Origin of the sequence: Lachnospira hominis (ex Hitch et al. 2025), assembly GCF_040096395.1 — a bacterium.
Taxonomy (GTDB): domain Bacteria; phylum Bacillota; class Clostridia; order Lachnospirales; family Lachnospiraceae; genus Lachnospira; species Lachnospira hominis.
Genome location: NZ_JBBMES010000013.1, coordinates 17,460 through 41,144, shown reverse-complemented (window position 1 = coordinate 41,144; position 23,685 = coordinate 17,460). Strand labels below are relative to the sequence as shown.

The window sequence follows — 23,685 nt, the reverse complement described above, 5'->3', positions numbered from 1 at the left end:
CGTACATTTATGCCAATATTATTGTTATTTACCTTACCTTGTCCATTACAGTCTCATAAATGCTGTCCGCAAGCTCATTTCCCTGTACCAGCATTTCATCAGCACGCATATTCATATCATCTGCAACAACCATATTTTTCATAAGCTTTGTATTAATAAATACGTTAAGAGACGCACCGTTTAAAGCAGCTTTTGCCATCTGTATGCCTACACCGACATCACTTATTGCAAGTGTACTTCCTATAACAGAAAGTCTTTCAAGAATTTTCATTGATTCAAGAATTTTCTCCATTAATTCAAGAGGTGTTTCACTTGCTGCCACAAGACACTTTTCAAGAACTTCTTCTCTGTGTGCTTTCTCTTCTTCTGTATCTTTTGGAAGTCCGTATGCTTTTGACAATGGTTCAAATGCAACTGCATCTTTTTGCATATAATCGGCAAGTTCATCTGTGAGCTTCCCTGCTTTTTCGATTATCTGCTCAATTTCTTCCTGATACTCGGCATATTTTTTCTTGCCTGTTGTAAGATTGGCAACCATTGATCCAAGCGACATGCCGACTGCCGCAACATATGCACTCGCACCTCCGCCGCCGGGAACAGGTGCCGAACTTGATAATGTTTTTAAAAATGTATCCATACTCTGCTGTGTCATAATAATACGCCAATCCTTTCTTTATTTACATCTACTCATCAATCTCTCCCGTGCAGATTGTCACTGCCGGACCTTCAAGATATACTGTGTTATTTTCTCTGTCCCAGTTAATTTTCAAATCGCCACCGAGAAGGTGAAGTGTCGCTTCGTCATCGCACATTCCATTTAAAACGGTTGCTACAAGACTTGCACATGCTCCCGTGCCGCATGCAAGTGTCTCTCCTGAGCCACGCTCCCATACACGCATGTTAAGATTCTTTCTGTCAACTACCTGAATAAATTCAGTATTTACCTGCTCTGGAAATGCTTCATGCTTTTCAAAACCCGGTCCGATTTTTTCAAGTTCAAACTTCTTTATATCTATATCGTTGTCAAGATAAACTATCGCATGCGGATTCCCCATTGAAACACATGTCACATTGTATGACTTTCCATCAACAACAAGAAGCTGATTAATAACTGCAGTCTCTCCGTCTGCCGGCTTCAAAACAGCTGTATTTACAGGTACTTTTTCTGCCTCAAGAATAGGTGCTCCCATATCAACTTTTACAGATTCAACCTTTCCGTCATCCCCAAGCTTTAATTCAAGAGTCTTTACACCTGACAGTGTATCAACTTTTACTGTAGTTTTATCGGTAAGCTTATTGTCATATACATATTTTCCGACGCAGCGTATTCCGTTACCGCACATCTTTCCCTGCGAACCGTCCGCATTGTACATTTCCATGAAAAAATCAGCCTTGTCTGATGATTTTATAAGAATCATTCCGTCAGAACCAATTCCGAAATGTCTTTCACTTACCTTAATTGCCGTCTTTGACGGATTTTTTAACAACTTCTTGGTGCAGTCAACATAAATGTAATCGTTTCCCGCTCCCTGCATCTTTGTAAACTTCATAAATTTTTAGCCTCCTTGTTTTGCGAAGCAAAATGCGACTGCCCTTGCAGGAGCAGAGGATTTAGCCACCATCATATATGCTTATCACCATCTGTGCAGATTCTACCATAGTATTTCCGCTGTCCATGCTGCACTTCTGTATGTATCTGAATGCTTCCGGCTCTGACATGTTATTTCGTTCCATCAATATCGCCTTTGCATCATCTATTATTTTTTGTTCCTGCGGGCTTCTCCTTCTTGGCTGGCTGCGAAGCTTTCTTCTTCTCCTGACCTGTGCCTGAAGCATCATCTCTATTGTGGAACATAAATCATTTACTTTTATAGGCATTGCAGCACAGACAATATCATTATCCTGACAATCTCCCCAGAGGTTTCTCGATGCCACAAGAAGCATCTCAAAACTTTTTGGTTTATATTCGTTTAATTCCGTGTAAATCATGTTGTCCGACAGCTTATAACCACAGATAATAATTCCATCTGAAAGATTATCTGCCTGATTGATAACCTGTGCCCCCGTTATACACGGAATTGCAACTTCATATCCTTTTCGTACCAGAAGATTGCGGACTGCTTTCGCCTCCTCAATCTTTGGAAATGCCACAATTAAAGTTGACATTAATTACATTTCCTCCAAATTAGAATTTCGCAAGATATTCGTCAATTTCCCACTGGGAAACTCTTGTACGGTAATCTTCCCATTCTTTTAACTTGGCTTCGGTATATTTTTCTACTATATGATCACCTAAAACATCACATACAAACTTATCATTTTTCATACACTGGACTGCTTCATAAAGATTTTCAGGAAGTGTCGCAATACCGGATGCTGCTCTCTCTTCATCTGTCATCTCAAATATATTGCAGTCAACACTTGCAGGAACCTTTAACTTTCTCTTAATTCCATCAAGCCCTGCTGCAAGGCAGAGTGCAAGCACAAGATATGGATTAGCCGATGGATCAGGATTTCTAAGTTCAACCCTTGTTCCATTTCCTCTTGATGCCGGAATTCTTATAAGCGGACTTCTGTTTGTTGCAGACCATGCAATGTATACAGGGGCTTCATATCCCGGAACAAGTCTCTTGTAAGAGTTTACAAGTGGATTAGTTACTGCTGCCATTCCCTTTGCATGCTCTAAAATACCGGCAATAAAGTGGTACGCATCTTCTGAAAGTCCCAATTTATCTGAATCGTCAGCAAAAATATTCTTTCCGGCCATTGTGGCAAGAGACATATTAACATGCATACCGGAACCATTAATTCCATACTTCGGCTTTGGCATGAATGTGGCATAAAGACCGTGGCGTTTTGCTATAGTCTTTACTGTAAGCTTAAATGTCATTATATTATCTGCTGTGATTAAAGCTTCATCATATTTAAAATCAATCTCATGCTGTGCAGGTGCTACTTCATGATGTGATGCCTCAATCTCAAATCCCATATCTTCAAGTGTAAGAACCATATCACGTCTTACATTTTCACCTAAGTCTGTAGGGCCAAGGTCAAAATATCCCGCTCTTTCATGTGAAAGTGTCGTCGGCTGTCCATTATCATCAGTATGGAAAAGGAAAAATTCACATTCCGGTCCAACCTCAAATAGATAGCCCATATCAGCAGCTTCTTTTATGACTTTTTTCAAAACATTTCTTGAATCACCCATAAATGGTTTTCCGTCGGGTGTGTATACATCGCATATAAGTCTTGCAACTTTTCCCTGCTGCGGTCTCCATGGAAATATCTCGAATGTATCATAATCTGGGTAAAGATACATATCTGATTCTTCTATTCGTACAAAGCCTTCTACAGATGAACCATCAAACATGCATTTGTTATCAAGAGCCTTTGCTAACTGGCTTGATGTTATTGCAACATTTTTTAATACACCAAATATGTCAGTAAACTGAAGACGGATAAATTCAACATCATCTTCCTCTACCATTCTAAAAATATCTTCCTTAGAGTATCTTCCCATAATCTGCCTCATTTCTTCCGCAAAATGTGCGGCGTGGTATATTTTTATATAATTTAATCTTTTATATAATACAACACTTTTAATTCGTTAGTAAATACTATCTAACTTAATTTTATTTATTACTTGAACTAACGTCCACATTTTAGTAATATATCTGATGTAAATTAATTTTTATGAAAGGGTTTTAAAATGGATAAGCAAAAGAAAAGATACAAGCTTAAAAAGAAGAAACGTCAGGTTAATTACGTACCTGCCCTGATTGCACTTGTTCTTATTCTATGTGTAAGTATCGGCGTAGTTGTATCCGCCGTTTCACATTCTAAGAAAAATAAATCAGATATTGCCTCTTCGGACAATGCTTCAGGCAATATAGAAATGACAACTGTACCGGAAACTACAACAAGTGAGCCGGAAGTTGAAATTAATGTGTGTATGATTGGCGATATGCTCATACACGAAGGTGTATACAAAACCGGTCTTGAAAGTGATGGAAGTTATAATTTCGACCACCTCTTTGCAAATATTTTGCCTGATCTGGCAGCTTCTGATATGAATATTGTAAATCAGGAAACTATTCTTGGCGGTACTGAAATGGGTCTCGGCGGATATCCTGCATTTAACAGTCCACAAGAAATCGGTGACGCTGAAGTCAAAGCAGGATTTAACATAATTCTCCATGCAACAAACCACACACTCGACCGTGGTCTTTCAGGCGTCAACAATACTATTGAATTCTGGAAAACCAAACATCCGGATACAACATATCTCGGAATCCACGACAGTGAAGAAGATGCCAAAAATATTTATGTATACGAAAAACAGGGCTTTAAGGTTGCTGTTCTTAACTATACATACGGAACTAACGGAATTGCAATTCCTTCATCAGCACCTTACTGTGTTGACACATTTGATGATGAGGCAAAGGTAAGAGATGATATCCGCAGGGCCCACAAGCTTGCTGACATGGTTATTGTATGCCCTCACTGGGGTACAGAATATGTATATGAATCAACTTCTTATCAGGATCAGTGGACTAATGTTTTCCTTGAAGAAGGCGTTGATGTCGTACTCGGAACACATCCTCATGTAATTGAACCTGTAAAAGAATTCACAAGAGAATCTGATGGTCACAAAATGGTTGTCTACTATTCTCTCGGCAACTTTGTTTCAAATCAGGATGAAATACCACGTATGATTGGCGGTATGGCAAAACTCACTCTCTACAAGAAAGGTGATAATGCTTCTATCAAATCTTATGAATTTGAGCCTGTCGTAACGCATAAACGCTACGGCTACAAAGAAATCACTACATATAAGCTTTCTGATTACACACCTGAGCTTGCAAGCCAGAACAAGATTCTTTCAGACCCTACATGCTGTTATACAGGTTACTTCGGATGTATATGCGGTGCTACATTATTTGATTATCCTACACACGGTCCAAGAAATTTCTCAGTTGACTACTGTAAGCAATTCTGTAAGGCTGTTTTAGGCGATATTTATAAAGACGAATAAACAAAACAGTTTGGACAATTTCGTAATGGTCATATGAATACACAACCCCCGATGCCATAAATACTGAGGTGTCACAAAAATTATACTTTTGTGTACATCCCACCGGCAACGGGGGTTTTCTGTATCTTTTATACCATATTTTTATTCTACATTCTTCAATGCTTCATCCATTGGAATTTTTCTTATTTTCTTATATTGCAATGCACCTATTATGGAATATGCTGCAACACCTATCACAAACATTTCCACAAGGACATACGACGGTGCTTTATATGCAAGCCATCCCGGGTATGTCCCCATAATTGCTCTCCACAGAAATCCTATTGTAAAATCGGACAGTGGAACACTTATAACAAGTGAAATAAATACGACTATCGCCGTAGCTGCAACATACAGCCTCATTATCTCATTTCCTTTATAACCGAGAATCTTGACTATCGAAATTGCATTGGAATTCTTCTCAAGAATAATCTTTGAAAGAAGATAAACCATAAGCATATAAAGTGCTACGGCAAATACAAGCCATATATAAAACATTCTTCCCATTGAATCTGTAAGCTGGTCGGCAACTATTGTCATATCATTTTGTGTAAGCTTCGTAGCAACATATTTTTCATCAATATCAAGTTCGTTGTCAGTAAAATATCCCGAATAATACGTATCCTGTTTATCAAAATCATCACGGAATCTGTCTATGTCCATAAATACCGCCAGACTTGACGGATAGACATAGCTTCCGGCAATTTTATAAGTATATTCTTTATCCTCATATTTTTCTTTTAAAGTTATTGTATCACCATTTTTAAGCCTGTATTTATCAAGGACTCCGTCAGAAACATATATTTCATTATCTTTTAATCCCGAAAAATCAATATCAAAATACTGCGAGTCTTCATTTAATCCATATACCGTAAATTCATCATTCAGGCCATTGTCTCTTTGCATTTCAAGCTTTGTTATGGCATATTTTTCCGCTTCATTATCTTTAATTTCCACAGGCATTTTTAAAATATACTGATATTTGCAAGGCATATTATCAATAATTGTCTTTTTATAGTCATTAAGAACCGGCTGCATAACAAGTCCGAACAGCAGCATTATGCTTGAAAATGCAATTCCTATAAGCATTATTATGTAACTCGAAATATTCTGGAAAATTATTCTTGTCCTGAAACGTGTAAAAAATTTCCATTCAGGAAGCTTAACAGCCTTTCTGTTTTTGCGTTTTTTCAAATCACGCCTTATAAACTTCAGAGGTGACAATTTCAGCATTTTTGTGAGCATGAAAAGATTAATCACAAACATAAGCACACAAGGAATAATTGTTGTCATAACAAATGCATAAGGCGACCATATTGTCGTGTATACAGTAAGGCTGTAACTGTTATAGTAAATGGCAGCAACTATATCTTTAAATATCGTATATCCAAGTATATTGCCGATAATCGCACCGATAAACATAATTATCATCGGCAGTTCCATATAATGTATAACAAGCTCTTTACGTGTATATCCCGATGCACGGAGCGTACCGATAACCGTAGATTCTTTCTCAATTGTACTTATTGATGTAACCGCAAAAATAAATGCCATGATAATTATTACAATATATAAAAGCACCATTACCATTGCTGTATCCGAGCCCATATCGTCACCCGCAAAATGAATTGCCTGATTATCAGGCTCCGGTACAAAATCAGTCATCAATGCATTTTTTGCAAGGAATGTTTTAATATCGTCTGATTTATCTTTTTTCTCTTTATCTGTCAGCGATGTGTTGTCATATTTCCATGCATAACAGTATTTTAAATTATTATCGCTTATTCTGTTAAATGCTTCCGGTGTCACAACAGCAACTGTAAAATTTTGTGCATCAAACATTAAATCCGTATTGCTTCTGAATAATGCACTGTAGTCAGATAAGGCAACCAGCCCTGTAATCTCATATTCTTTTTTATCAAGAGTTACTTTATCGCCCACTTTTAAATCTGCACTGTCAGCAAATTTTCTGTCTATTGCAATCTCTCCGTCTTTTTCGGGAATTCTTCCTTTGTGTACGCTCACACCATCTATATCTTCACGATTTTTATAAATTCTGTAAGTGTGCTCTCCCTCTTCTTCCTCTTTGTAAAAAAGACTATAAACAGTTATGTCCTCTTCATCTTCAAGTTTGTTTTGCAATGTTCTGGTAATCTCATCATTTAAAATAAAATGCCCATCTTCGATATTATATTCTTCAAAACTATCATTGTATGTCTTTACCATACTTTTTCCGGCGACGAGAAATCCCGACACCAGACCAATCGTAAGTGTCATAAATAAAAATATCACAAGATATTTTCCAAATTCGTCTTTAAGCTCTCTTGGGAGTCTTTTTCTAAGCGGATTTTTCATATTTAACCTCTACTTTCCATTTACCATTCAAGCTGCTCGGCCGGAATTTTATTTTCATTATCATATTCTTTTCTTATTCTTCCATCATGCAGATGAACTACTTTATCCGCCATATTTTTTATCGCATCATTGTGAGTTACTATAATTATTGTATTGCCATACTGTTTATTTACTTTTTCAATAAGTTGTAAAATTTCTTTTGATGTATTGTAATCCAATGCTCCTGTCGGCTCATCACAAATTAAAATATCCGGATTTTTTACGATAGCTCTTCCTATTGCCGTTCTTTGCTGCTGTCCTCCGGATAATTGGTTAGGCAGCTTATCTTTATGTTCCCACAATCCCAGCGTGTTAAGAAGCTCATTCAAATCAAGCGGACTGTCGCTAAGATACGCACCGACCTCAATATTTTCTTTTACCGTAAGATTAGGAATGAGGTTATACATCTGAAAAACGTATCCGAGATGCTTTCTTCTGTATAACGAAAGCTGTTTTTCTTTCATGTCTTCAAGCTTTGCACCGTCAATTATTATATTGCCGCCGTCAGCCTCATCAATTCCGCCTATAATATTAAGAAGCGTTGATTTTCCCGAACCAGATGGACCCAGAAGCACACATATTTTTCCTTTTTCAACCCCGGTTGTCACATCCTTGAGGACATGATTCCTGTTTTCCCCCTCACCGTAATACTTGTTAATCTTTTCAATCTCTAAAAACATAAATCCTCCTATCTTGTTTTGCGAAGCAAAAACACTCTGAAATTTTATATTTATAACTAATGTTAGTTTTTACTAACCCGTGTTTAAAAATTTAGTCTGTAATCATTCACGTTATATGCCATATGACATTTTTATGCGATACAACTTACCTACCGCGAATGTATTACAGACTTAAAATCCCGTCAGATTAACTTTTCGAGACTCTTTAAACTTATTGCTATTGTTGATGTATTATGTAACAGTGCTGATGTTGTAGGTGGAATTATACCCGCAACACCAAGTACAATAAGGGTTGAATTGATACCCATAATCATTCTGTAATTCTTATGGATACGTTTCATAAGTGCATTGCTTATATGTTTTAATGCAACCAGTTCATAGAGGTCATTTCCCTCAACTGTGACATCTGCAATTTCTCTTGCAAGCTCTGCTCCGTCACTTATTGCTATTCCTACATCTGATGCAGAAAGTGCCGGTGAATCGTTAATTCCGTCTCCAACCATGATTACTTTGTGTCCAAGCGATTTTTCTTTTTCAACAAATTTTGCCTTATCTTCCGGCAGAACTTCTGAATAATACTCATCAACACCTATTTTTGCAGCAACAGCTTTTGCTGTACGCTCACTGTCACCTGTCATCATTACAGCTTTCTTTATTCCCGCTTCTTTAAGCTTCTTTATAATATCTGCTGCTTCTTCTCTTATAGGATCCTCTATACAGATTACTGCCGCAAGTTCATTTTCGATTGCCATATACAATCTTGAATATTCATCCGGCAGGCCATCAAATAATTCCTTCTTATCATCAGGTATAATGCATTTTTCATCTTCAAATACAAAGTGATAACTTCCGATTATTACTTTTCTGCCTTCTATCTGTGATGAAATACCATGTGCAACTATGTATTCTACTTTTGAATGCATTTCCTCATGCACAAGATTCTTATTCCTGGCAGCTCCCACAACAGCCTTAGCCATTGAATGAGGAAAATGTTCTTCAAGACATGCTGCAATTCTTAAAAGCTCATCTTCTCCAAGTCCATTAAATGAAACAACCTGTTTAACTGTAGGTTCTGCCTTAGTAAGTGTGCCGGTCTTATCAAATACTATTGTATCTGCCTCAGCAATGGCTTCCATATACTTTCCGCCTTTTACAGTTGCACTATATGTTCCTGCCTCATTAATAGCACTTAACACTGACAAAGGCATTGAAAGCTTTAATGCACATGAATAATCAACCATGAGTATTGATAACGCCTTTGTCACATTTCTTGTAAATAAATATGTGAGTGCAGTTCCTGCAAGTGAATAAGGTACGAGCTGATCTGCAAGATGTGATGCTTTGCTCTCAACTGATGATTTGAGCTTTTCTGATTCTTCTATCATATGAACAATATTCTCATACTTACTTCCACCATTAGTAGAACGTACTGAAATTGTAATCTCGCCCTCTTCAACTACTGTTCCGGCATATACAATCGCAGATTCACCTTTTCTTACTGGCATTGATTCACCTGTCATTGAAGCCTGATTTACCATTGCTTCCCCGGAAACTACTTCGCCATCAAAAGGAATTACATTGCCGACTCTTATTCTTACATTATCACCTGCCTCAATTTCATCTGATGGAACAAGTATTTCCTGTCCGTCTTTTACAAGCCATACCTTTCCTATATTAAGGGACATGCTTCTGGCAAGGTCGTCTACGGATTTCTTATGTGTCCACTCTTCAAGAATTTCACCTATGCCAAGCAGAAACATTATTGAGCCTGCTGTTGCTGTATCATTTCTTAAAATAGAAACTCCAATTGCTGTCGCATCAAGAACCGGAACCTCAATCTTTCCTTTTGCAAGAGTTCTTATCCCCTCCCAGATATACTTGAACGACCTTACTATTGTAATGCCTGCCCTTATAGGAAGTGGTACGAAAAGCTTATTGCCAACTCTCAAAACAACCCTGTTTATAAGCTTTTCCTTGTAATAATTATTAAGTTCCCTGCCTGAATTATCAAGATATGTCTGTGGAACATCCACATTTTTATAATTAAACTGCTGTAACAGTTTAATCACATGTGACCTGCTGCCGCTGTAACAGATAACTACATCATTAACTCTTTCATTAACTTTAACTTTTGTGACACATTTCTGTCCATCAAAGTAATATTGCAAAATGTCTGCCTCACGGCAAGTCATCTCATTCTGCTTTACCCTGACACGCATTCTTCCTCTAATCTCATCTTTAATAACAAATTTCATAAGATTGTGCCTCTGTATATTTCTAAATTATGTAATACTATTTATACAATAATTATTGTTCACTGCATCCACAGCCACATTCAGATTCTTCTGACTTAGCTTCCTCTAACTCTACATCCTCTGTAGCAGATTCATCCTCGTACTCAGCTGCAGCTGCCTTACGGTCATCATTAATCTGAACTGCTCCTGCATAAATGTCCTCGCAATTATCCTGTACATTTGCTGCAATCTTCATAATACAATCTTTCATTCTAAGGACAGCTGCTGTGCATCCTGTATATACTTTCTTGGCATCTTTACTTGAAAGAAGTTTGATTCCTGCTGTTCCAAATAAAACGCCTGCCGCAAAAAGTCCTGTTTTCTTTCCGTCAAATTTTACTGCCATAATTATTTCCTCCTTGTGTTTACGGGGTAATTAATTTCCTGTTTTTCCCGTATTTTTAACGAAATATATCTCGTTCAATTTAGTTTACACCTGAAAAAAATCAGCCGCAACAAAAATATCCTTATTGATATTTCTTTATCAACAAGGATTGTTTCATCAATTTTTATTATATATAATCATTTTTTTATATAGAAAATCATATTATGTTTAAACAACATATTTTAGTTATAATTCCACAATCTATGCATGGAGGTAAACATGAAAAAATCTATATTTCAATCAATTATCCTGCTCGCACTTATAATGGTGCTTGCCTGCTTATTCTATCTTACCCCCGATAAAAAAAGCAAAAATTCCCATCCCGTATCATCAGGAAGTGTCTCTTACATAAAACCCGGAAGCGGAATAGGCGGTGGCGACATTAACGGAAATGCTGTCGCCGGCAAAAAATCACTTCCTATTTACTGTGTAAAACATGATGACAGTGAAAAATGCATTTCTATATCATTTGACGCCGCCTGGGGTGCCGACGATACAATAGAAATTCTTAACACTCTCGATAAATATAATGTAAAAGCAACATTTTTCATGACCGGCGGCTGGGTTGACTCTTATCCAGACATGGTAAAAGAAATCTGCTCACGAGGCCATGACCTCGGAAACCACAGCCATAATCACAAACAGATGAGCAAGCTTTCCGCCTCTGAACAAAAAGACGAAATAATGTATGTAACAGACAAAGTCAAAGAACTTACAGGATATGATGTATTTCTTTTCCGTCCTCCATACGGTGACTATAATTCAACGTTGATTAACACTGTATATGGATGTAACCATTACCCTATACAATGGAACGTTGACAGCCTTGATTGGCGTGATTATGGAGTTGAAAACATAATAAAAACCGTCACCAATCACAAAGCTCTCGGTAACGGTTCTATAATTCTTATGCATAACGGTGCAAAATATACTGCCAAAGCTCTCGGCACCGTAATTGAAACACTCCAGTCACAAGGATACACCTTCATTCCAATATCAGAAATGATAATACGTGATAATTTTCACATGGATGGAACCGGAAGACAGATTGCAGATTAACCACGCTTTTTCATCCCGACATTCACAGCTGCCATAACGAGCATGCCAACTGCATTAAATGCAAGCACAAGTATTGCTGCTGTCATTCCTATTCTGTCTGCAAGAAAACCAACTATCTGCGGCGTAACTATTCCACCAAGTGCTGCTATGGCAAGAAAAAGTGACATTCCTGCCGTAGAACCTTTGATAATACTGCCGACACTTGATACTGTTGTCGGATATATTCCGGCAAAGAAAAATCCAAGTCCCGCAATTGCCACAGTTATGACCGGAAGGCTGTGCGTCGCTGTAAGCAAAAAGAAAAATATTGTTGTAGCAACGCAATATGCCAGAATAAGTTTATTTTTATCAACTTTTGATGATAATTTTGCCGTGAGCAGTCTTCCAAGCATTACCATAACCCATGTAACTGATACAAGATTAGTCGCATATGCACTGCTCATTATGTTCATACTCTTAAAATATGTTACAAACCAGCCATTTACACAGTTTTCAAGCCCAAGATATAAGAAAAGCAGTAATCCACAGACATAAAATACAGGACTCTTGTAAAATGGCTGTGCCATGCTGCCCTCATTCTTACCCTTCTTAGACTCAACAGGCCAGTTGTAATCTATTTCCATCCATACATATAAGATAACAGACAGTGCTGAACCGGCAATTATAGTATAAGCCGGTGCACGCCATCCAAATCCGTTTCCTATATAAAGCGATGTTATAAATGGTGCAAGAAATGCTCCCGCTGCAAATGTCATATGTAAAAGGTTAAGTGCAGTCGGCTTGCCATTTGAATTATCATTGACAACAGCATTATTGATAATGCTGACAGAACCTCGTCCGATTCCGACAAGAACAAACGCTGCATATATTACCGGCACCGGTGGAAGAAGTGTTATAAAAAAAAGCATTACCGGTATTAATGCAGAAAATATTATTATAGTTGCTTTTCTTCCTATCTTTGATGCCATCGGCGGATTCACAAAGCTTGCAATAAGATTACCTATTGCAAATGCAGATAAAAATCCACCGGCAACACTGTAATTAATTCCTGCTTCTTCTATAATATAAGGAAGAATTGCACCAACTAAAAGTACCATCGCACCATTTACAAAAAATGAAAAATAGCACGGAAAAAACAATCTGAATTTTGATTTCATTTTTACCTCCAAAAATATGCATACAAAATGGCACGAAGCTAACGATTAACTTCGTGCCATTTATGCGGATGACAGGAATTGAACCTGCACGTCTGTTGACAATAGAACCTAAATCTATCGCGTCTGCCAGTTCCGCCACATCCGCAAGCGATATCTATATTATCACAAACAGATTTAAACTGTCAAGTTCATCCATTCAATCACTTTATTTGTACGCATTTCCCATTTATGATTTTCTGCACATATCTTATATGCATTTTCTGCAATATGTTCTAATTCATCGTGATTCGTCAGCAGCCTTTTAATTTTATCAGCCGCGGCATCAATATTTTCAAGATTATAAAAAATAATATTCTCTCCATCAATAAAATTATCTTTCAGATATCCGCTTGTATCCGTAACACAGACGGCACCGTTTAACATTGAATTAAACACTCTGTCGTGTGCTCCCTGTTTAAACCACGGCATTACATTTACTGATATTTTTGAGCGGCTTATCATATCAAGACATTCCTGTGACGAAACATTTCCGGCAGTAATAATATTTTCCGGGTGACGACATTCAAGCATATCCCAGCCGGCACCAAATGTATGAACCTTTATTCCACTGTCCGCAAGCCTTGCAATCACTTCTGCCCTGAAATAAAATCTTACAGACAAATCAACAAACATCAGGTTAGGCATTATCTGTTTTAACTCATCGTCCGTAAATTGAATACCCTGATTCTTTAGTTCTTCTTCGGCTGCATCTTCAACAATCATTTCAGGGTTTTCTATAAGCTTTCTTACAAGTCCTCTGTAGAATTCCTGATAATCACTGTCAAGATGTGCTATAAACCTGTCAAAAGAATTTACAGGTGTATAATTTCCCGTAAATATAACATCAATGTCACGCTTATCTACTGGCAGAAATTTATCTGAAAGAATATCTCTTTTTTCATTAAGTTCAGTTCCGCCAAGCACAAGAAATCCGTCATCAGGTGCAAGCTGCACATCAGGAAAAAACCTTTTCATATATCTTATATGGTTCTTGTCAATGCTTATCTGCATATAATTTTCCGGACGCAGCGGCAGATATTTATGATAATACAGCGGATGGTCAACAACCATGTTATAAACGGGAATTTTCGTTTCATTCCAGAAGCTTCCGCCTTCAAATGATTCGTCATAAAGCCCGTCTTCGCCTGCAATACCATTAAAATTAAATGTGAACGCCATGAATTTTTTTGATTTATCAGCCTTATAAAAATCACAGAGCTGTTTTGCTGACAATCCGCTTAATACAAGGTCAAACCAATATATTTCATATCCGTGTTTTTGAAATGTTTTTGACATCTCAATACTGAAATATTCCTGTGTCTCCACTCCGCCCTTAAATAAAATGACGACTTTATCCATTTTAACAGTTCCTTATTGCCTCAAATATATTATCGAGTGCGGAAACGTCAAGATCTTCTGCAAATCCGCCATCCACTTTTGATGCTGCCTCAGGATTTATCGGAAGCTTAGCAACCGCCTTAATATCATGTTGTGCAGCAATCTCATCAATATGGCTCTTTCCAAAGATTTCATGTTTCTTACCGCAGTCCGGACATTCAAAGTAAGACATATTTTCAACAATTCCAAGTACAGGAATATCCATCATATTTGCCATATTAACCGCCTTTTCCACTATCATTGAAACAAGCTCCTGCGGAGATGTAACAACAACAATTCCTGCAACAGGAAGTGACTGGAATACCGTAAGCGGAACATCACCTGTTCCCGGCGGACAGTCAACAAACATACAGTCAATATCTCCCCATTTTACATTTTCCCAGAATTCCTTTACTGCACTGGCTATTACTGGTCCTCTCCATATAACAGGATCTGTCTCGTTATCCATTAAAAGATTCATAGACATTACCTTGATTCCGCCCTTCGTAACTTCAGGATAAATAACTGTTCCTTCTTCATCACACTTTGCCTTCTCTTTAAGTCCGAATGACTTAGGAATTGATGGACCTGTTATATCGGCATCCATGATAGCAGTTTTCAGACCGTTTTTTGCCGAATTAACAGCAAGAAGCGATGTTACCATAGATTTGCCGACACCGCCTTTTCCGCTCACAACCGCAATTACTTTCTTTACTCCCGCATAGTTATCTTTATTTTTTTGCTCCTCTACTCTTTCGGCACAGTTAGAGCCGCAGCTTGAACAATCATGTGTACATTCTTCACTCATTATATATACTCCTTTTCCCTTCTCCCAAATGTTGGATGTTTCTCCCAATTATAATATATTTTGGGAGAAAATCAAACTAATCGGGAGAAAAATAATTTACATAAAAATAATTTATTATATTATTCTAACCACTTGTACCGTTTTAATTAACGGTATCAACCATAAAAAGCTGCACCTTAACGGTTTTTACCCGTCAAAGTACAGCTCTTTTCATTACACAGATTATTTCTATGGCATATTTAATCAAATCTGTATATTTTTTACATTTAACTTACATCGATAAAATCATTTTTTACCTGCAAATACAGGTGTTGAAAGGTATCTATCTCCTGAATCAGGAAGCAAAACTACAATTGTCTTTCCTTTGTTTTCAGGTCTTTTTGCAAGAATGTCAGCAGCCTTTAATGCAGCTCCCGAACTTATACCTACAAGTATACCCTCTGAAAATGCAATGTTTCTCATTTCTTCAAAGGCATCATTATCTTCAATTTTTATAATCTCATCATATACCGATGTATCAAGAGTTTTGGGAATGAATCCGGCTCCGATTCCCTGAATTTTATGAGGACCGGCTTTGCCTTCTGAAAGTACAGGGCTTGTAGCTGGCTCTACGGCTACAATTTTTACATCAGGCTTCACACTCTTTAAATATTCACCTACACCTGATATTGTTCCGCCGGTACCTACTCCGGCAACAAATATATCAACCTTGCCTTCTGTCTGTTTCCAGATTTCAGGACCTGTTGTCTTGATATGTGCCTTTGGATTTGCCATGTTATCAAACTGTGCAAGAATAACTGAACCCGGAATCTGCTCATGAAGTTCCTCAGCTTTTTCAATTGCACCCTTCATGCCCTTAAATCCATCAGTAAGTACAATTTCAGCACCGTATGCTTTTAAAATATTGCGTCTTTCTATTGTCATAGTCTCAGGAAGAGTAAGTATAGCCTTATATCCTTTTATAGCCGCAACTGATGCAATTCCAATACCTGTATTTCCTGAAGTCGGCTCTATAATTGTAGCTCCCGGCTTTAAAAGCCCTTTTTCCTCGGCATCTTCAATCATTGATAAAGCCACTCTGTCTTTTACAGAACCTGTAGGATTAAAATATTCAAGTTTTGCTATTACATTTACATCACTAATTCCAGACTTCTTCATATATCTGTGAAGAAATAAAAGTGGTGTATTTCCTATTAAATCCGTTGCACTATGATACATATTCTCCATTTTCTTACTCTTTCTCCATTTCTTAAATGTTTCTGAGATATTCCATAACTGAATATATCGCATTGGCACCGTCTGCCGCAGCAGTTACAACCTGTCTTAACTGCTTTGTGCGGACATCACCGGCTGCAAACAGGCCATTTACTGTCGTCTTTGTATCTTCCGATGCCTTTACATAATTGCTCTCGTCGAGCACGCCGAACTCTTTTAACAGTTCTGTCTGGGGAATCATTCCGACTGCTGCAAAAAGTCCGCTTATATTAAGCTTTGTTTTATTGTCAAGAATTATACCGTCAATTTTTTTATCTCCGGTGATTTCCTCAACTCTGACATTCACTATAATTTCTACATTTTCTTTTTGTTTTAACTTCTCAAGTGTCGAAGCAGAACCTCTGAAAAATTCACGTCTGTGGACAAGGTATACCTTTTCACATATGTCAGAAAGATACATTGCATCATCAAGTGCAGTATCACCGCCGCCGATTACTGCAACTCTCTTTCCTTTATAGAAAGCACCATCACATACAGCACAAAATGACAATCCTCTGCCATAATATTTTTCTTCACCCGGTACGCCAAGTGGTCTGTTTTTACAGCCTGTGGCATATATAACCGCTTTACTTTCAAGCGTTATATCTTCATCACAGCCTATTATCCATATCCCGTCTTTTTGCCCTAAAGACAAAACCTGTGCTTCCGTGAATTCGACGCCGAGACTTTCTGCATGCTCACGGAACTTTTCACCGAGGCTGTAACCGTCGATTCCCGGAATTCCCGGATAATTGTCAACTCTGCTGCTCTCTGCTATCTGACCTGTTCCAAGATATTCTTTTTCCACAACTGCAACATTAAGATTAGCTCTTTTGGCATAGATTGCTGCGGTAATACCCGCAGGACCGCTTCCTATAATAACAACATCTAACATATAACTAATTCTTCCTTTGTCGATACATCGCCCTCAATGTGAAATGAATTAAGCACCGGCTTTTCCGGCTCCATTAATGAAAGAATCATATAACTTGCCTTGCTGTCATATGCAAGACGTTTATCTTCTTCTGAAGGTCTTGAAGGTGATTCCGGATGTGAATGCCAGTTGCCAAGCGGAACAAGACCATTTGCCCTCATATCCTTGACTGCTGCAAGCTGCTCTTTCGGGTCGAGTGAAAAATGCTCATTTGAATGGTCAATATTTGTAAGAATATATACTTTTTTTATTTCTTTATCATCGCCATTCTTAACGCCTGCAATAAGTCCGCATGCCTCTTCCGGAACGCATGACTTTGCATGTTCTAAGATAAGCTCATAATCTTTTTTTATCATCGAAATCATAATCTGCTCCTTTATTGAACATTATTTTTTCAATAGTTCATTGCACTTTATTTATCAGTACATTCTACCTGTTCGTAGTCGATAAGTTCTGTTATTGTAGGATGACTTCCGCATACTGCACAACCATCTGTATTTGATGGAAGTTTAATCTTGTGGAATTCCTGATTAATTGCATCGTATGTGAGAAGGTAACCTGTAAGAAGCTTGCCTACACCTGTTATGTATTTGATAGCTTCCATAGCCTGAAGACTTCCGATTACGCCTCCCATGGCACCGATTACACCAGCCTGCTTACATGTAGGAACTGCATCCTTTGGTGGTGGATTCTTGAATACACATCTGTAGCATGGTCCTTCTCCCGGAACATAAGTCATGAGCTGACCCTTGAATCTGATAATTCCGGCATGTGAAAATGGCTTCTTAGCCATAACACAGGCATCATTAATAAGGAATTTTGCAGGGAAATTATCTGTTCCGTCAATTATGAAATCATAATCCTTGATTATGTCCATGATATTTTCACTTGTAAGGAATTCTCTGTATGTATTAACTGTAACATCAGGATTCATGGCATTGATTGTCTCTTTTGCAGACTTAACCTTTGCCTTGCCGATATCAGCTGTCTGATGAATAATCTGTCTCTGAAGATTGCTTAAATCTACATCATCGGCATCAACAATTCCTATTGTACCTACACCTGCTGCTGCAAGATACATTGCTGCCGGTGCTCCGAGTCCGCCGGCACCTACGATAAGTACCTTCGCATTAAGAAGCTTTTTCTGGCCTTTGGCACCTACTTCTTTTAAAATGATATGTCTTGAATAACGTTCAATCTGTTCATCAGTCAATGCCATAGCTTCCACCTCCCATGAAGTAAAGGAATTCTACATTATCGCCATCCTTTAATACTGTGCTGTCCTTTGCTGCACTTTCAACAAATTCTTCATTAATTGAAACTGTTACATACTCCGGTGTCTCAACATTTTCCATTTCGATAAGTTCCGGTAATGTAAGTCCGTCTTTTACTTCTTTTTCTGCTCCTGATACTGTAATCTTCATATTTTCCTCATTTCCGCCTGCCGGCTTTTTATTTTATTTATTTGAGATTTTCCTCAATCCATTCTACAAGCTGTGGTTTTCTTACAGCTCCGCACTGTCTTGCCTTCTCGCTTCCTTTGTCAAACAAAAGTAGTGTTGGCACAGACTGTACATCGTAACTTTCTGCAAGCTCTGTATCAAAATTAATATTAACCTTGTATACTGCAAGTTTTCCTTCCATATCATCTTCTACATCACCGATAACAGGTGTCATCTTTTTGCATGGAACACAGCTGTCTGAATAAAAATCAACCAGAACGGGAATATCGCTTTTTAATACCTTGCCTTCAAATTCATCCTTATTAACTCTTGCTGCCATATATACCTCAATTCCTACGTGATTCCGTATTTATTCTTCTACCTTTTTAACAATAAGGCTATATGTACCGTCTTCATTATTAACAAGTTTAAGTATCTGATGTCCTTCTTCTTTAATGCTTCTTGGTACATTCTGGACAGGTTCTCCGTCGTTCATTCTTATCGCAATAACTTCGCCGTCGTCAAGCTCATCAATAGCAACTTTTGCCTTTACAAATGTAAGTGGGCAAACTTTATCAGTTATATCAACTGTATCATCAATCTTAATTCCTTCAATTTCCATTCTCAACCTCATTCCTGGCCCTTATAAGCCGCCTGTATTTCTTTTCTGAATTCATCTTCCCCAACTCTCTGAAGAAGAAGTCTGAATCTCTCGCCCGGATTAGCATTCTTTTCAAAAAAGCCAATCGCTGCATCTGTTACTCTGAATAATGTATCTTCATCTGTTATAAGAGGAAGAATTGTCTCGCCCTTGTAAATATGATTGCCGAAAAGACCTCCGAATGAAACAATATATCCACTCTTGCCTTCCCATGCATCTGTCGGACATGATTTTACGCATCTGCCACAGTTATTACACTTTGAATAATCAACAGTAACCTCTGTGCCTGTGCACTTGATTGCACCTGTACGGCATGCCTTTTCACATACACCGCAGTTGATACATTTATCCTTTACCCATGTAACTTCCATGCCGCCTTTGATACCTATATCATTTTCCTCTGCTTTAAGGCAGTTATTCTGACATCCTGTAACACCAAATTTGAATTTATGCGGAAGTTCTCTTCCAAAATAATGTTCGTCAAGCTTCTTTGCAAGTGAATATGTATCTATACATCCGCTAGGACAAATCTCAGAACCCTGACAGGCTGTAACTGTACGAACTCTTGGTCCGCACACACCCGGATTAACTCCGCCTTTTGCAAGCTCTGCCCTTACGGTCTCGACATCTTCAAAATTAATGAATGGAATTTCAACTCCCTGTCTTGATGTCATATGAACATAACCTTTTCCATATTTCTCAGCAACCTCAGCAACTGCCTTGATATTTTCTGCTGTAAGATTACCACCTACAACCTGAATTCTTAATGAAAAATAACCTTTCTGCTTCTGTCTCATGAAGCCGCCTTTTTTTAATGATGCATAATCAATATTTGCCATTATTATTTTCTCCTTTTAGCTTATTAGTAAACATCCTTAACAGACTCTATAGCTTGTTTGAAATCATCTATTAAATCTTCAATGTCTTCAATTCCGACGCTTATTCTTATCAAATCGTCAAATACACCGGCTGTTTCTTTTTCTTCCTGTGTACTATGGACATTAAGTGTTGATTCAGGGTGAATAACAAGTGTTTTTGTATCACCTATGTTTGATACTATAAGTGGAAGCTTTAATGCATCAATTATTCCGAATGCTCTCTTCTTGTTTCCTGTTCTTATTGTTATTATTCCACCGAATTTATCGCCAAACTGCTCTGTTGCTATATTATGCCATTTGCTGCCTGCAAGTCCCGGATAATTCACTTCAATATCACTATATTCCGTAGCAAAAAATTGTGCAAGTGTTTTAGCATTATCACAGACACGCTCCATTCTAAGTCCGAGTGTTTCCATTCCTATGCTGTTATAAAAAGCATTCTGTGGCGAGAGACAGGCTCCCGTATTTCTGAACAACCCGTTTCTTAACTTCGCTGTATAAGCAAATGGTCCAAATTTCTTAAAATCTTTCATGCCCGGATACTTTTCTGTATCCCACTTAAATTTACCGCCATCGGTTATAACTCCCGAAATTGCACTGCTGTTCGCATTGATATACTTTGATGTAGAATTGACAACTATGTCTGCACCAAGGCTTAACGGCTTTACAAGATAAGCTGTCGCAACTGTATTATCCATAATGAGCGGAATATCAAAGCTGTGTGCAAGTTCTGCAAGTTTCTTTATATCGGTAACATCAAGTCTCGGATTGCCTATTGTCTCAGCAAAATAAAGTCTTGTATGTTCATTGGTTGCAGCCCTGAATTCCTCAAGATTGTTATTCTCAACATATCTTGTCTTAATTCCGAAGCTTTCCAGATCCCTGAATAAATCAATGCTGCCGCCGTAAAGACTTGCACTTGATACAATCTCATCACCGGCACAGAGTATATTGCAGAAAGCGTTATACAATGCAGCCATTCCTGAGGCACAAGCAACACTTGCAGTGCCTCCCTCAAGTGCTGTCATTCGTTTTTCAAAAGCATCAATAGTCGGATTGCTTATTCTTGTATAAGAAAATCCCGGTGCTCTGTTATTAAATATTTTTTCTAATTCCTCAGCCGATTCATGCTCAAATGCACTTGACTGGTAAACAGGTGTAAGAGTTGCACCCGTGGCTTTATCGCCTCTAAAATCTCCATGTAATAACGCTGTGTTAAATTTCATATGTGACCTCTTTTTATATTAATCCTATCAACTTAATATGATATTATCATACACTTATTTTGGCAAATGTCAACCATAAATTCATATAAATCTTATTAATTTAGTATGATATTGTTTTTTTTCAGTGTTTCTGCTACAATAACGACATTGGACACCTGCCAGTCCACTCATAAATTTTACGTATTAAGGGATAATTTTATATGACTAAAAAGAAAAAGATAAGTATATTTATTTTACTTGCAGTAATACTTGTTTTTATGATGTTTTTAAGTATTCTGTCGGGAAGTGTATATATAAAACCACACGATATTTTTAATGTATTAACAGGAAACGATTCTTCCTCAGTAAATGCACTTCTTATATTTAATATCAGGCTGCCGCGTATGATTGCCGGTGTTTTCGCAGGAATGGGACTAGCCTGTGCGGGCGTGATTCTACAAAGTGTTATGAATAATTCGCTTGCAAGCCCGAATACAATCGGCGTCAATTCGGGTGCAGGATTTGCCGTAATGCTCGCACTCTTTATTTATAACGGAAGCTCATCACACTCCGCTGTTTTTGCATTTGCGGGAGCTTTAATTACGACATTTCTTGTATTTGGAATCGCATATCTTGGCGACAATTCAAGAACAACAATAATTCTTGCCGGAATAACTATTTCCTCTTTGTTGAGTGCCGGAATCAACACAATAAAATTAATAGACAGCGACATAACAATCAATATAACAACTTTTATGATAGGAACACTCAACGGAATCACTTCAAAGGCAATCATTATTCCGTGTATCGGAATTGCCGCCGCTGTTCTTGTTTCAATATGTTTTTCACGCCACTTAAACATACTTAATCTCGGCGATGACATAGCACGTTCACTCGGATTAAATGTCGGTGTGACACGCCTTATTCTTATGACTCTTTCAAGCATTATGGCTGGCTGTGTTGTAAGCTATGCCGGACTTTTAAGCTTTGTTGGTCTTATCGTGCCTCATATTGGAAGAAAACTTTTCGGAAACGACGCACGCATATTGCTGCCGTGTTCTGCACTTCTCGGTGCGATATTCGTAATCTCATGCGACCTGCTCGGCAAAATAATCGCAGCTCCGTATGAACTCCCGGCAGGCATTATCATGTCATTTGTCGGCGGACCGTTTTTCTTATATCTTTTACTTAAAAAGAAAGGAGGACGAAGAGTTAATGCTTAGTTTTAAAAATGTAAATGTATCTTATCACAGCGATACAATATTAAAAAACATTTCACTTGATGTACCATCAGGCCGTATAACAACTATCATAGGTCCTAACGGCTGTGGAAAAACAACACTGATATCAAGCCTTAATAAAACCGCTGATTTGACAGACGGTTCAATCGTACTTGAAGGCACCGACCTTTCAAAAATAAGTTCAAAAGAACGTGCAAAACTGATTGCATTTCTTCCGCAGATACGCCAGGTAATCCCTGCAATTCCTGTAAAAGTGCTTGTAGAACACGGAAGGTTTCCACATCTTGGATTTTCACGCCGCAAGACAAAAGAAGACACAGACATTGTAAATAAAGCGATGGATTTTACAGGTGTCACAAAATATTCCGATATGTATGTAAACACTCTTTCAGGCGGTGTAAGACAGCGCGTGTTTTTTGCCATGATACTCGCACAGGACTGCGATACAATTATTCTTGATGAACCTACAACCTACCTTGACATTGAAGGCCAGCGTAACTTTTACAACATGATTCTGTCTTTAAAAAAACGGGGAAAGACTGTGCTTCTGGTTTTGCACGATATATCAAAAGCACTTGAAATATCAGATAAAATCGTAGTTATGAACAATTCAGAAATCGTCTTTGACGGCACACCCGCAGACTGCATCGAAAGCCATATTATCGAAGACGTTTTTTCGGCATCATGCCGCCGTCTTAAAGATGAAAAAGGTGAATATTTCCTGTTTGAATAATCCCTTACGGGCACTTCTTCCCTCATAAAATTATCGTGGCTGCCACACCGGATTGGTGTGGCAGCCACGC

General features: G+C 38.0%; 24 protein-coding genes and 1 tRNA gene. 4 read left to right on the top strand and 21 right to left on the bottom strand.

Features of this window, described 5'->3' with window-relative positions:
* Nucleotides 1–28 precede the first annotated feature (28 nt).
* From WMO38_RS11030 to glnA, 4 genes are all read right to left on the bottom strand, one after another.
* Nucleotides 29–652 carry a cyclodeaminase/cyclohydrolase family protein gene (locus tag WMO38_RS11030; protein ID WP_021867080.1) on the bottom strand — a complete coding sequence of 208 codons (624 nt, stop codon included), beginning with the start codon at nucleotides 650–652 and terminating at the stop codon, nucleotides 29–31.
* A gap of 31 nt (nucleotides 653–683) precedes the next feature.
* Nucleotides 684–1,550, bottom strand: a complete 867-nt coding sequence (gene dapF / locus WMO38_RS11025; protein WP_349162703.1) for a diaminopimelate epimerase — start codon at nucleotides 1,548–1,550, stop codon at nucleotides 684–686.
* A gap of 61 nt (nucleotides 1,551–1,611) precedes the next feature.
* Nucleotides 1,612–2,166, bottom strand: coding sequence for an ANTAR domain-containing response regulator (locus WMO38_RS11020; protein WP_186836383.1), 555 nt, complete (start codon nucleotides 2,164–2,166; stop codon nucleotides 1,612–1,614).
* A 19-nt stretch (nucleotides 2,167–2,185) separates the two neighbouring features.
* Nucleotides 2,186–3,520, bottom strand: a complete 1,335-nt coding sequence (gene glnA / locus WMO38_RS11015) for a type I glutamate--ammonia ligase (protein WP_021867083.1) — start codon at nucleotides 3,518–3,520, stop codon at nucleotides 2,186–2,188.
* Nucleotides 3,521–3,709: 189 nt separating this feature from the next.
* Here glnA and WMO38_RS11010 point away from each other — a divergent pair, with 189 nt between their 5' ends.
* Nucleotides 3,710–5,035, top strand: a complete 1,326-nt coding sequence (locus tag WMO38_RS11010; protein WP_349162702.1) for a CapA family protein — start codon at nucleotides 3,710–3,712, stop codon at nucleotides 5,033–5,035.
* A 141-nt stretch (nucleotides 5,036–5,176) separates the two neighbouring features.
* On the opposite strand, the gene WMO38_RS11005 is transcribed toward WMO38_RS11010, so the two are convergent.
* The 4 genes from WMO38_RS11005 to WMO38_RS10990 form a co-directional block, all read right to left on the bottom strand.
* Nucleotides 5,177–7,429: an ABC transporter permease gene (locus tag WMO38_RS11005; protein ID WP_349162701.1), complete on the bottom strand. Its 2,253-nt coding sequence runs from the start codon at nucleotides 7,427–7,429 to the stop codon at nucleotides 5,177–5,179.
* A 20-nt stretch (nucleotides 7,430–7,449) separates the two neighbouring features.
* A complete protein-coding gene (locus tag WMO38_RS11000; RefSeq protein ID WP_021867086.1) occupies nucleotides 7,450–8,148 on the bottom strand; it encodes an ABC transporter ATP-binding protein in 699 nt (232 codons plus the stop codon).
* 182 nt (nucleotides 8,149–8,330) lie between these two features.
* Entirely contained in the window at nucleotides 8,331–10,403 is a 2,073-nt protein-coding gene (locus tag WMO38_RS10995) for a heavy metal translocating P-type ATPase (protein WP_349162699.1), read from the bottom strand.
* A gap of 52 nt (nucleotides 10,404–10,455) precedes the next feature.
* Nucleotides 10,456–10,788, bottom strand: a complete 333-nt coding sequence (locus WMO38_RS10990; protein WP_021867088.1) for a DUF6110 family protein — start codon at nucleotides 10,786–10,788, stop codon at nucleotides 10,456–10,458.
* Nucleotides 10,789–11,046: 258 nt separating this feature from the next.
* On the opposite strand from WMO38_RS10990, the gene WMO38_RS10985 reads away from it, so the two are divergent.
* Nucleotides 11,047–11,886, top strand: a complete 840-nt coding sequence (locus WMO38_RS10985) for a polysaccharide deacetylase family protein (RefSeq protein ID WP_021867089.1) — start codon at nucleotides 11,047–11,049, stop codon at nucleotides 11,884–11,886.
* On the opposite strand, the gene WMO38_RS10980 is transcribed toward WMO38_RS10985, so the two are convergent.
* The 13 genes from WMO38_RS10980 to WMO38_RS10920 all read right to left on the bottom strand — a co-directional run bounded on the left by WMO38_RS10980 (nucleotide 11,883) and on the right by WMO38_RS10920 (nucleotide 21,662).
* A complete protein-coding gene (locus WMO38_RS10980) occupies nucleotides 11,883–13,043 on the bottom strand; it encodes an MFS transporter (RefSeq protein ID WP_349162698.1) in 1,161 nt (386 codons plus the stop codon). The two genes, WMO38_RS10985 and WMO38_RS10980, sit on opposite strands and share 4 nt — an antisense overlap.
* A gap of 63 nt (nucleotides 13,044–13,106) precedes the next feature.
* Nucleotides 13,107–13,188 (bottom strand) — tRNA-Leu (locus WMO38_RS10975).
* 29 nt (nucleotides 13,189–13,217) lie between these two features.
* Nucleotides 13,218–14,441, bottom strand: coding sequence for a glycosyltransferase family protein (locus tag WMO38_RS10970; RefSeq protein ID WP_349162697.1), 1,224 nt, complete (start codon nucleotides 14,439–14,441; stop codon nucleotides 13,218–13,220).
* Between the two features lies 1 nt (nucleotide 14,442).
* Nucleotides 14,443–15,267, bottom strand: a complete 825-nt coding sequence (locus WMO38_RS10965; protein ID WP_349162696.1) for a P-loop NTPase — start codon at nucleotides 15,265–15,267, stop codon at nucleotides 14,443–14,445.
* 285 nt (nucleotides 15,268–15,552) lie between these two features.
* Nucleotides 15,553–16,494, bottom strand: a complete 942-nt coding sequence (gene cysK, locus WMO38_RS10960; protein ID WP_349162695.1) for a cysteine synthase A — start codon at nucleotides 16,492–16,494, stop codon at nucleotides 15,553–15,555.
* 22 nt (nucleotides 16,495–16,516) lie between these two features.
* Nucleotides 16,517–17,416, bottom strand: a complete 900-nt coding sequence (locus tag WMO38_RS10955; RefSeq protein ID WP_353964014.1) for an NAD(P)/FAD-dependent oxidoreductase — start codon at nucleotides 17,414–17,416, stop codon at nucleotides 16,517–16,519.
* Nucleotides 17,410–17,820 carry a M67 family metallopeptidase gene (locus WMO38_RS10950; RefSeq protein WP_349162693.1) on the bottom strand — a complete coding sequence of 137 codons (411 nt, stop codon included), beginning with the start codon at nucleotides 17,818–17,820 and terminating at the stop codon, nucleotides 17,410–17,412. Before WMO38_RS10950 ends, WMO38_RS10955 begins: the two co-directional genes overlap by 7 nt.
* Nucleotides 17,821–17,867: 47 nt before the next feature.
* On the bottom strand, nucleotides 17,868–18,674 hold the full coding sequence (gene thiF / locus WMO38_RS10945) for a thiazole biosynthesis adenylyltransferase ThiF (RefSeq protein WP_349162692.1): 807 nt from the start codon (nucleotides 18,672–18,674) through the stop codon (nucleotides 17,868–17,870).
* Nucleotides 18,661–18,879, bottom strand: a complete 219-nt coding sequence (gene thiS / locus WMO38_RS10940) for a sulfur carrier protein ThiS (protein ID WP_349162691.1) — start codon at nucleotides 18,877–18,879, stop codon at nucleotides 18,661–18,663. Before thiS ends, thiF begins: the two co-directional genes overlap by 14 nt.
* Nucleotides 18,880–18,916: 37 nt before the next feature.
* Nucleotides 18,917–19,237, bottom strand: coding sequence for a thioredoxin (gene trxA, locus WMO38_RS10935; protein WP_349162690.1), 321 nt, complete (start codon nucleotides 19,235–19,237; stop codon nucleotides 18,917–18,919).
* Between the two features lie 30 nt (nucleotides 19,238–19,267).
* Complete coding sequence (locus WMO38_RS10930) at nucleotides 19,268–19,519, bottom strand: sulfurtransferase TusA family protein (protein WP_349162689.1); 252 nt, start codon at nucleotides 19,517–19,519, stop codon at nucleotides 19,268–19,270.
* Nucleotides 19,520–19,527: 8 nt separating this feature from the next.
* Nucleotides 19,528–20,397 carry a ferredoxin-like domain-containing protein gene (locus WMO38_RS10925; protein ID WP_021867100.1) on the bottom strand — a complete coding sequence of 290 codons (870 nt, stop codon included), beginning with the start codon at nucleotides 20,395–20,397 and terminating at the stop codon, nucleotides 19,528–19,530.
* A gap of 23 nt (nucleotides 20,398–20,420) precedes the next feature.
* On the bottom strand, nucleotides 20,421–21,662 hold the full coding sequence (locus tag WMO38_RS10920; RefSeq protein WP_349162687.1) for an O-acetylhomoserine aminocarboxypropyltransferase/cysteine synthase family protein: 1,242 nt from the start codon (nucleotides 21,660–21,662) through the stop codon (nucleotides 20,421–20,423).
* 200 nt (nucleotides 21,663–21,862) lie between these two features.
* Between WMO38_RS10920 and WMO38_RS10915 the strand changes: the two genes are divergently transcribed.
* A complete protein-coding gene (locus tag WMO38_RS10915) occupies nucleotides 21,863–22,864 on the top strand; it encodes a FecCD family ABC transporter permease (RefSeq protein WP_349162686.1) in 1,002 nt (333 codons plus the stop codon).
* Complete coding sequence (locus WMO38_RS10910) at nucleotides 22,857–23,615, top strand: ABC transporter ATP-binding protein (protein WP_349162685.1); 759 nt, start codon at nucleotides 22,857–22,859, stop codon at nucleotides 23,613–23,615. Before WMO38_RS10915 ends, WMO38_RS10910 begins: the two co-directional genes overlap by 8 nt.
* Nucleotides 23,616–23,685: the final 70 nt, after the last annotated feature.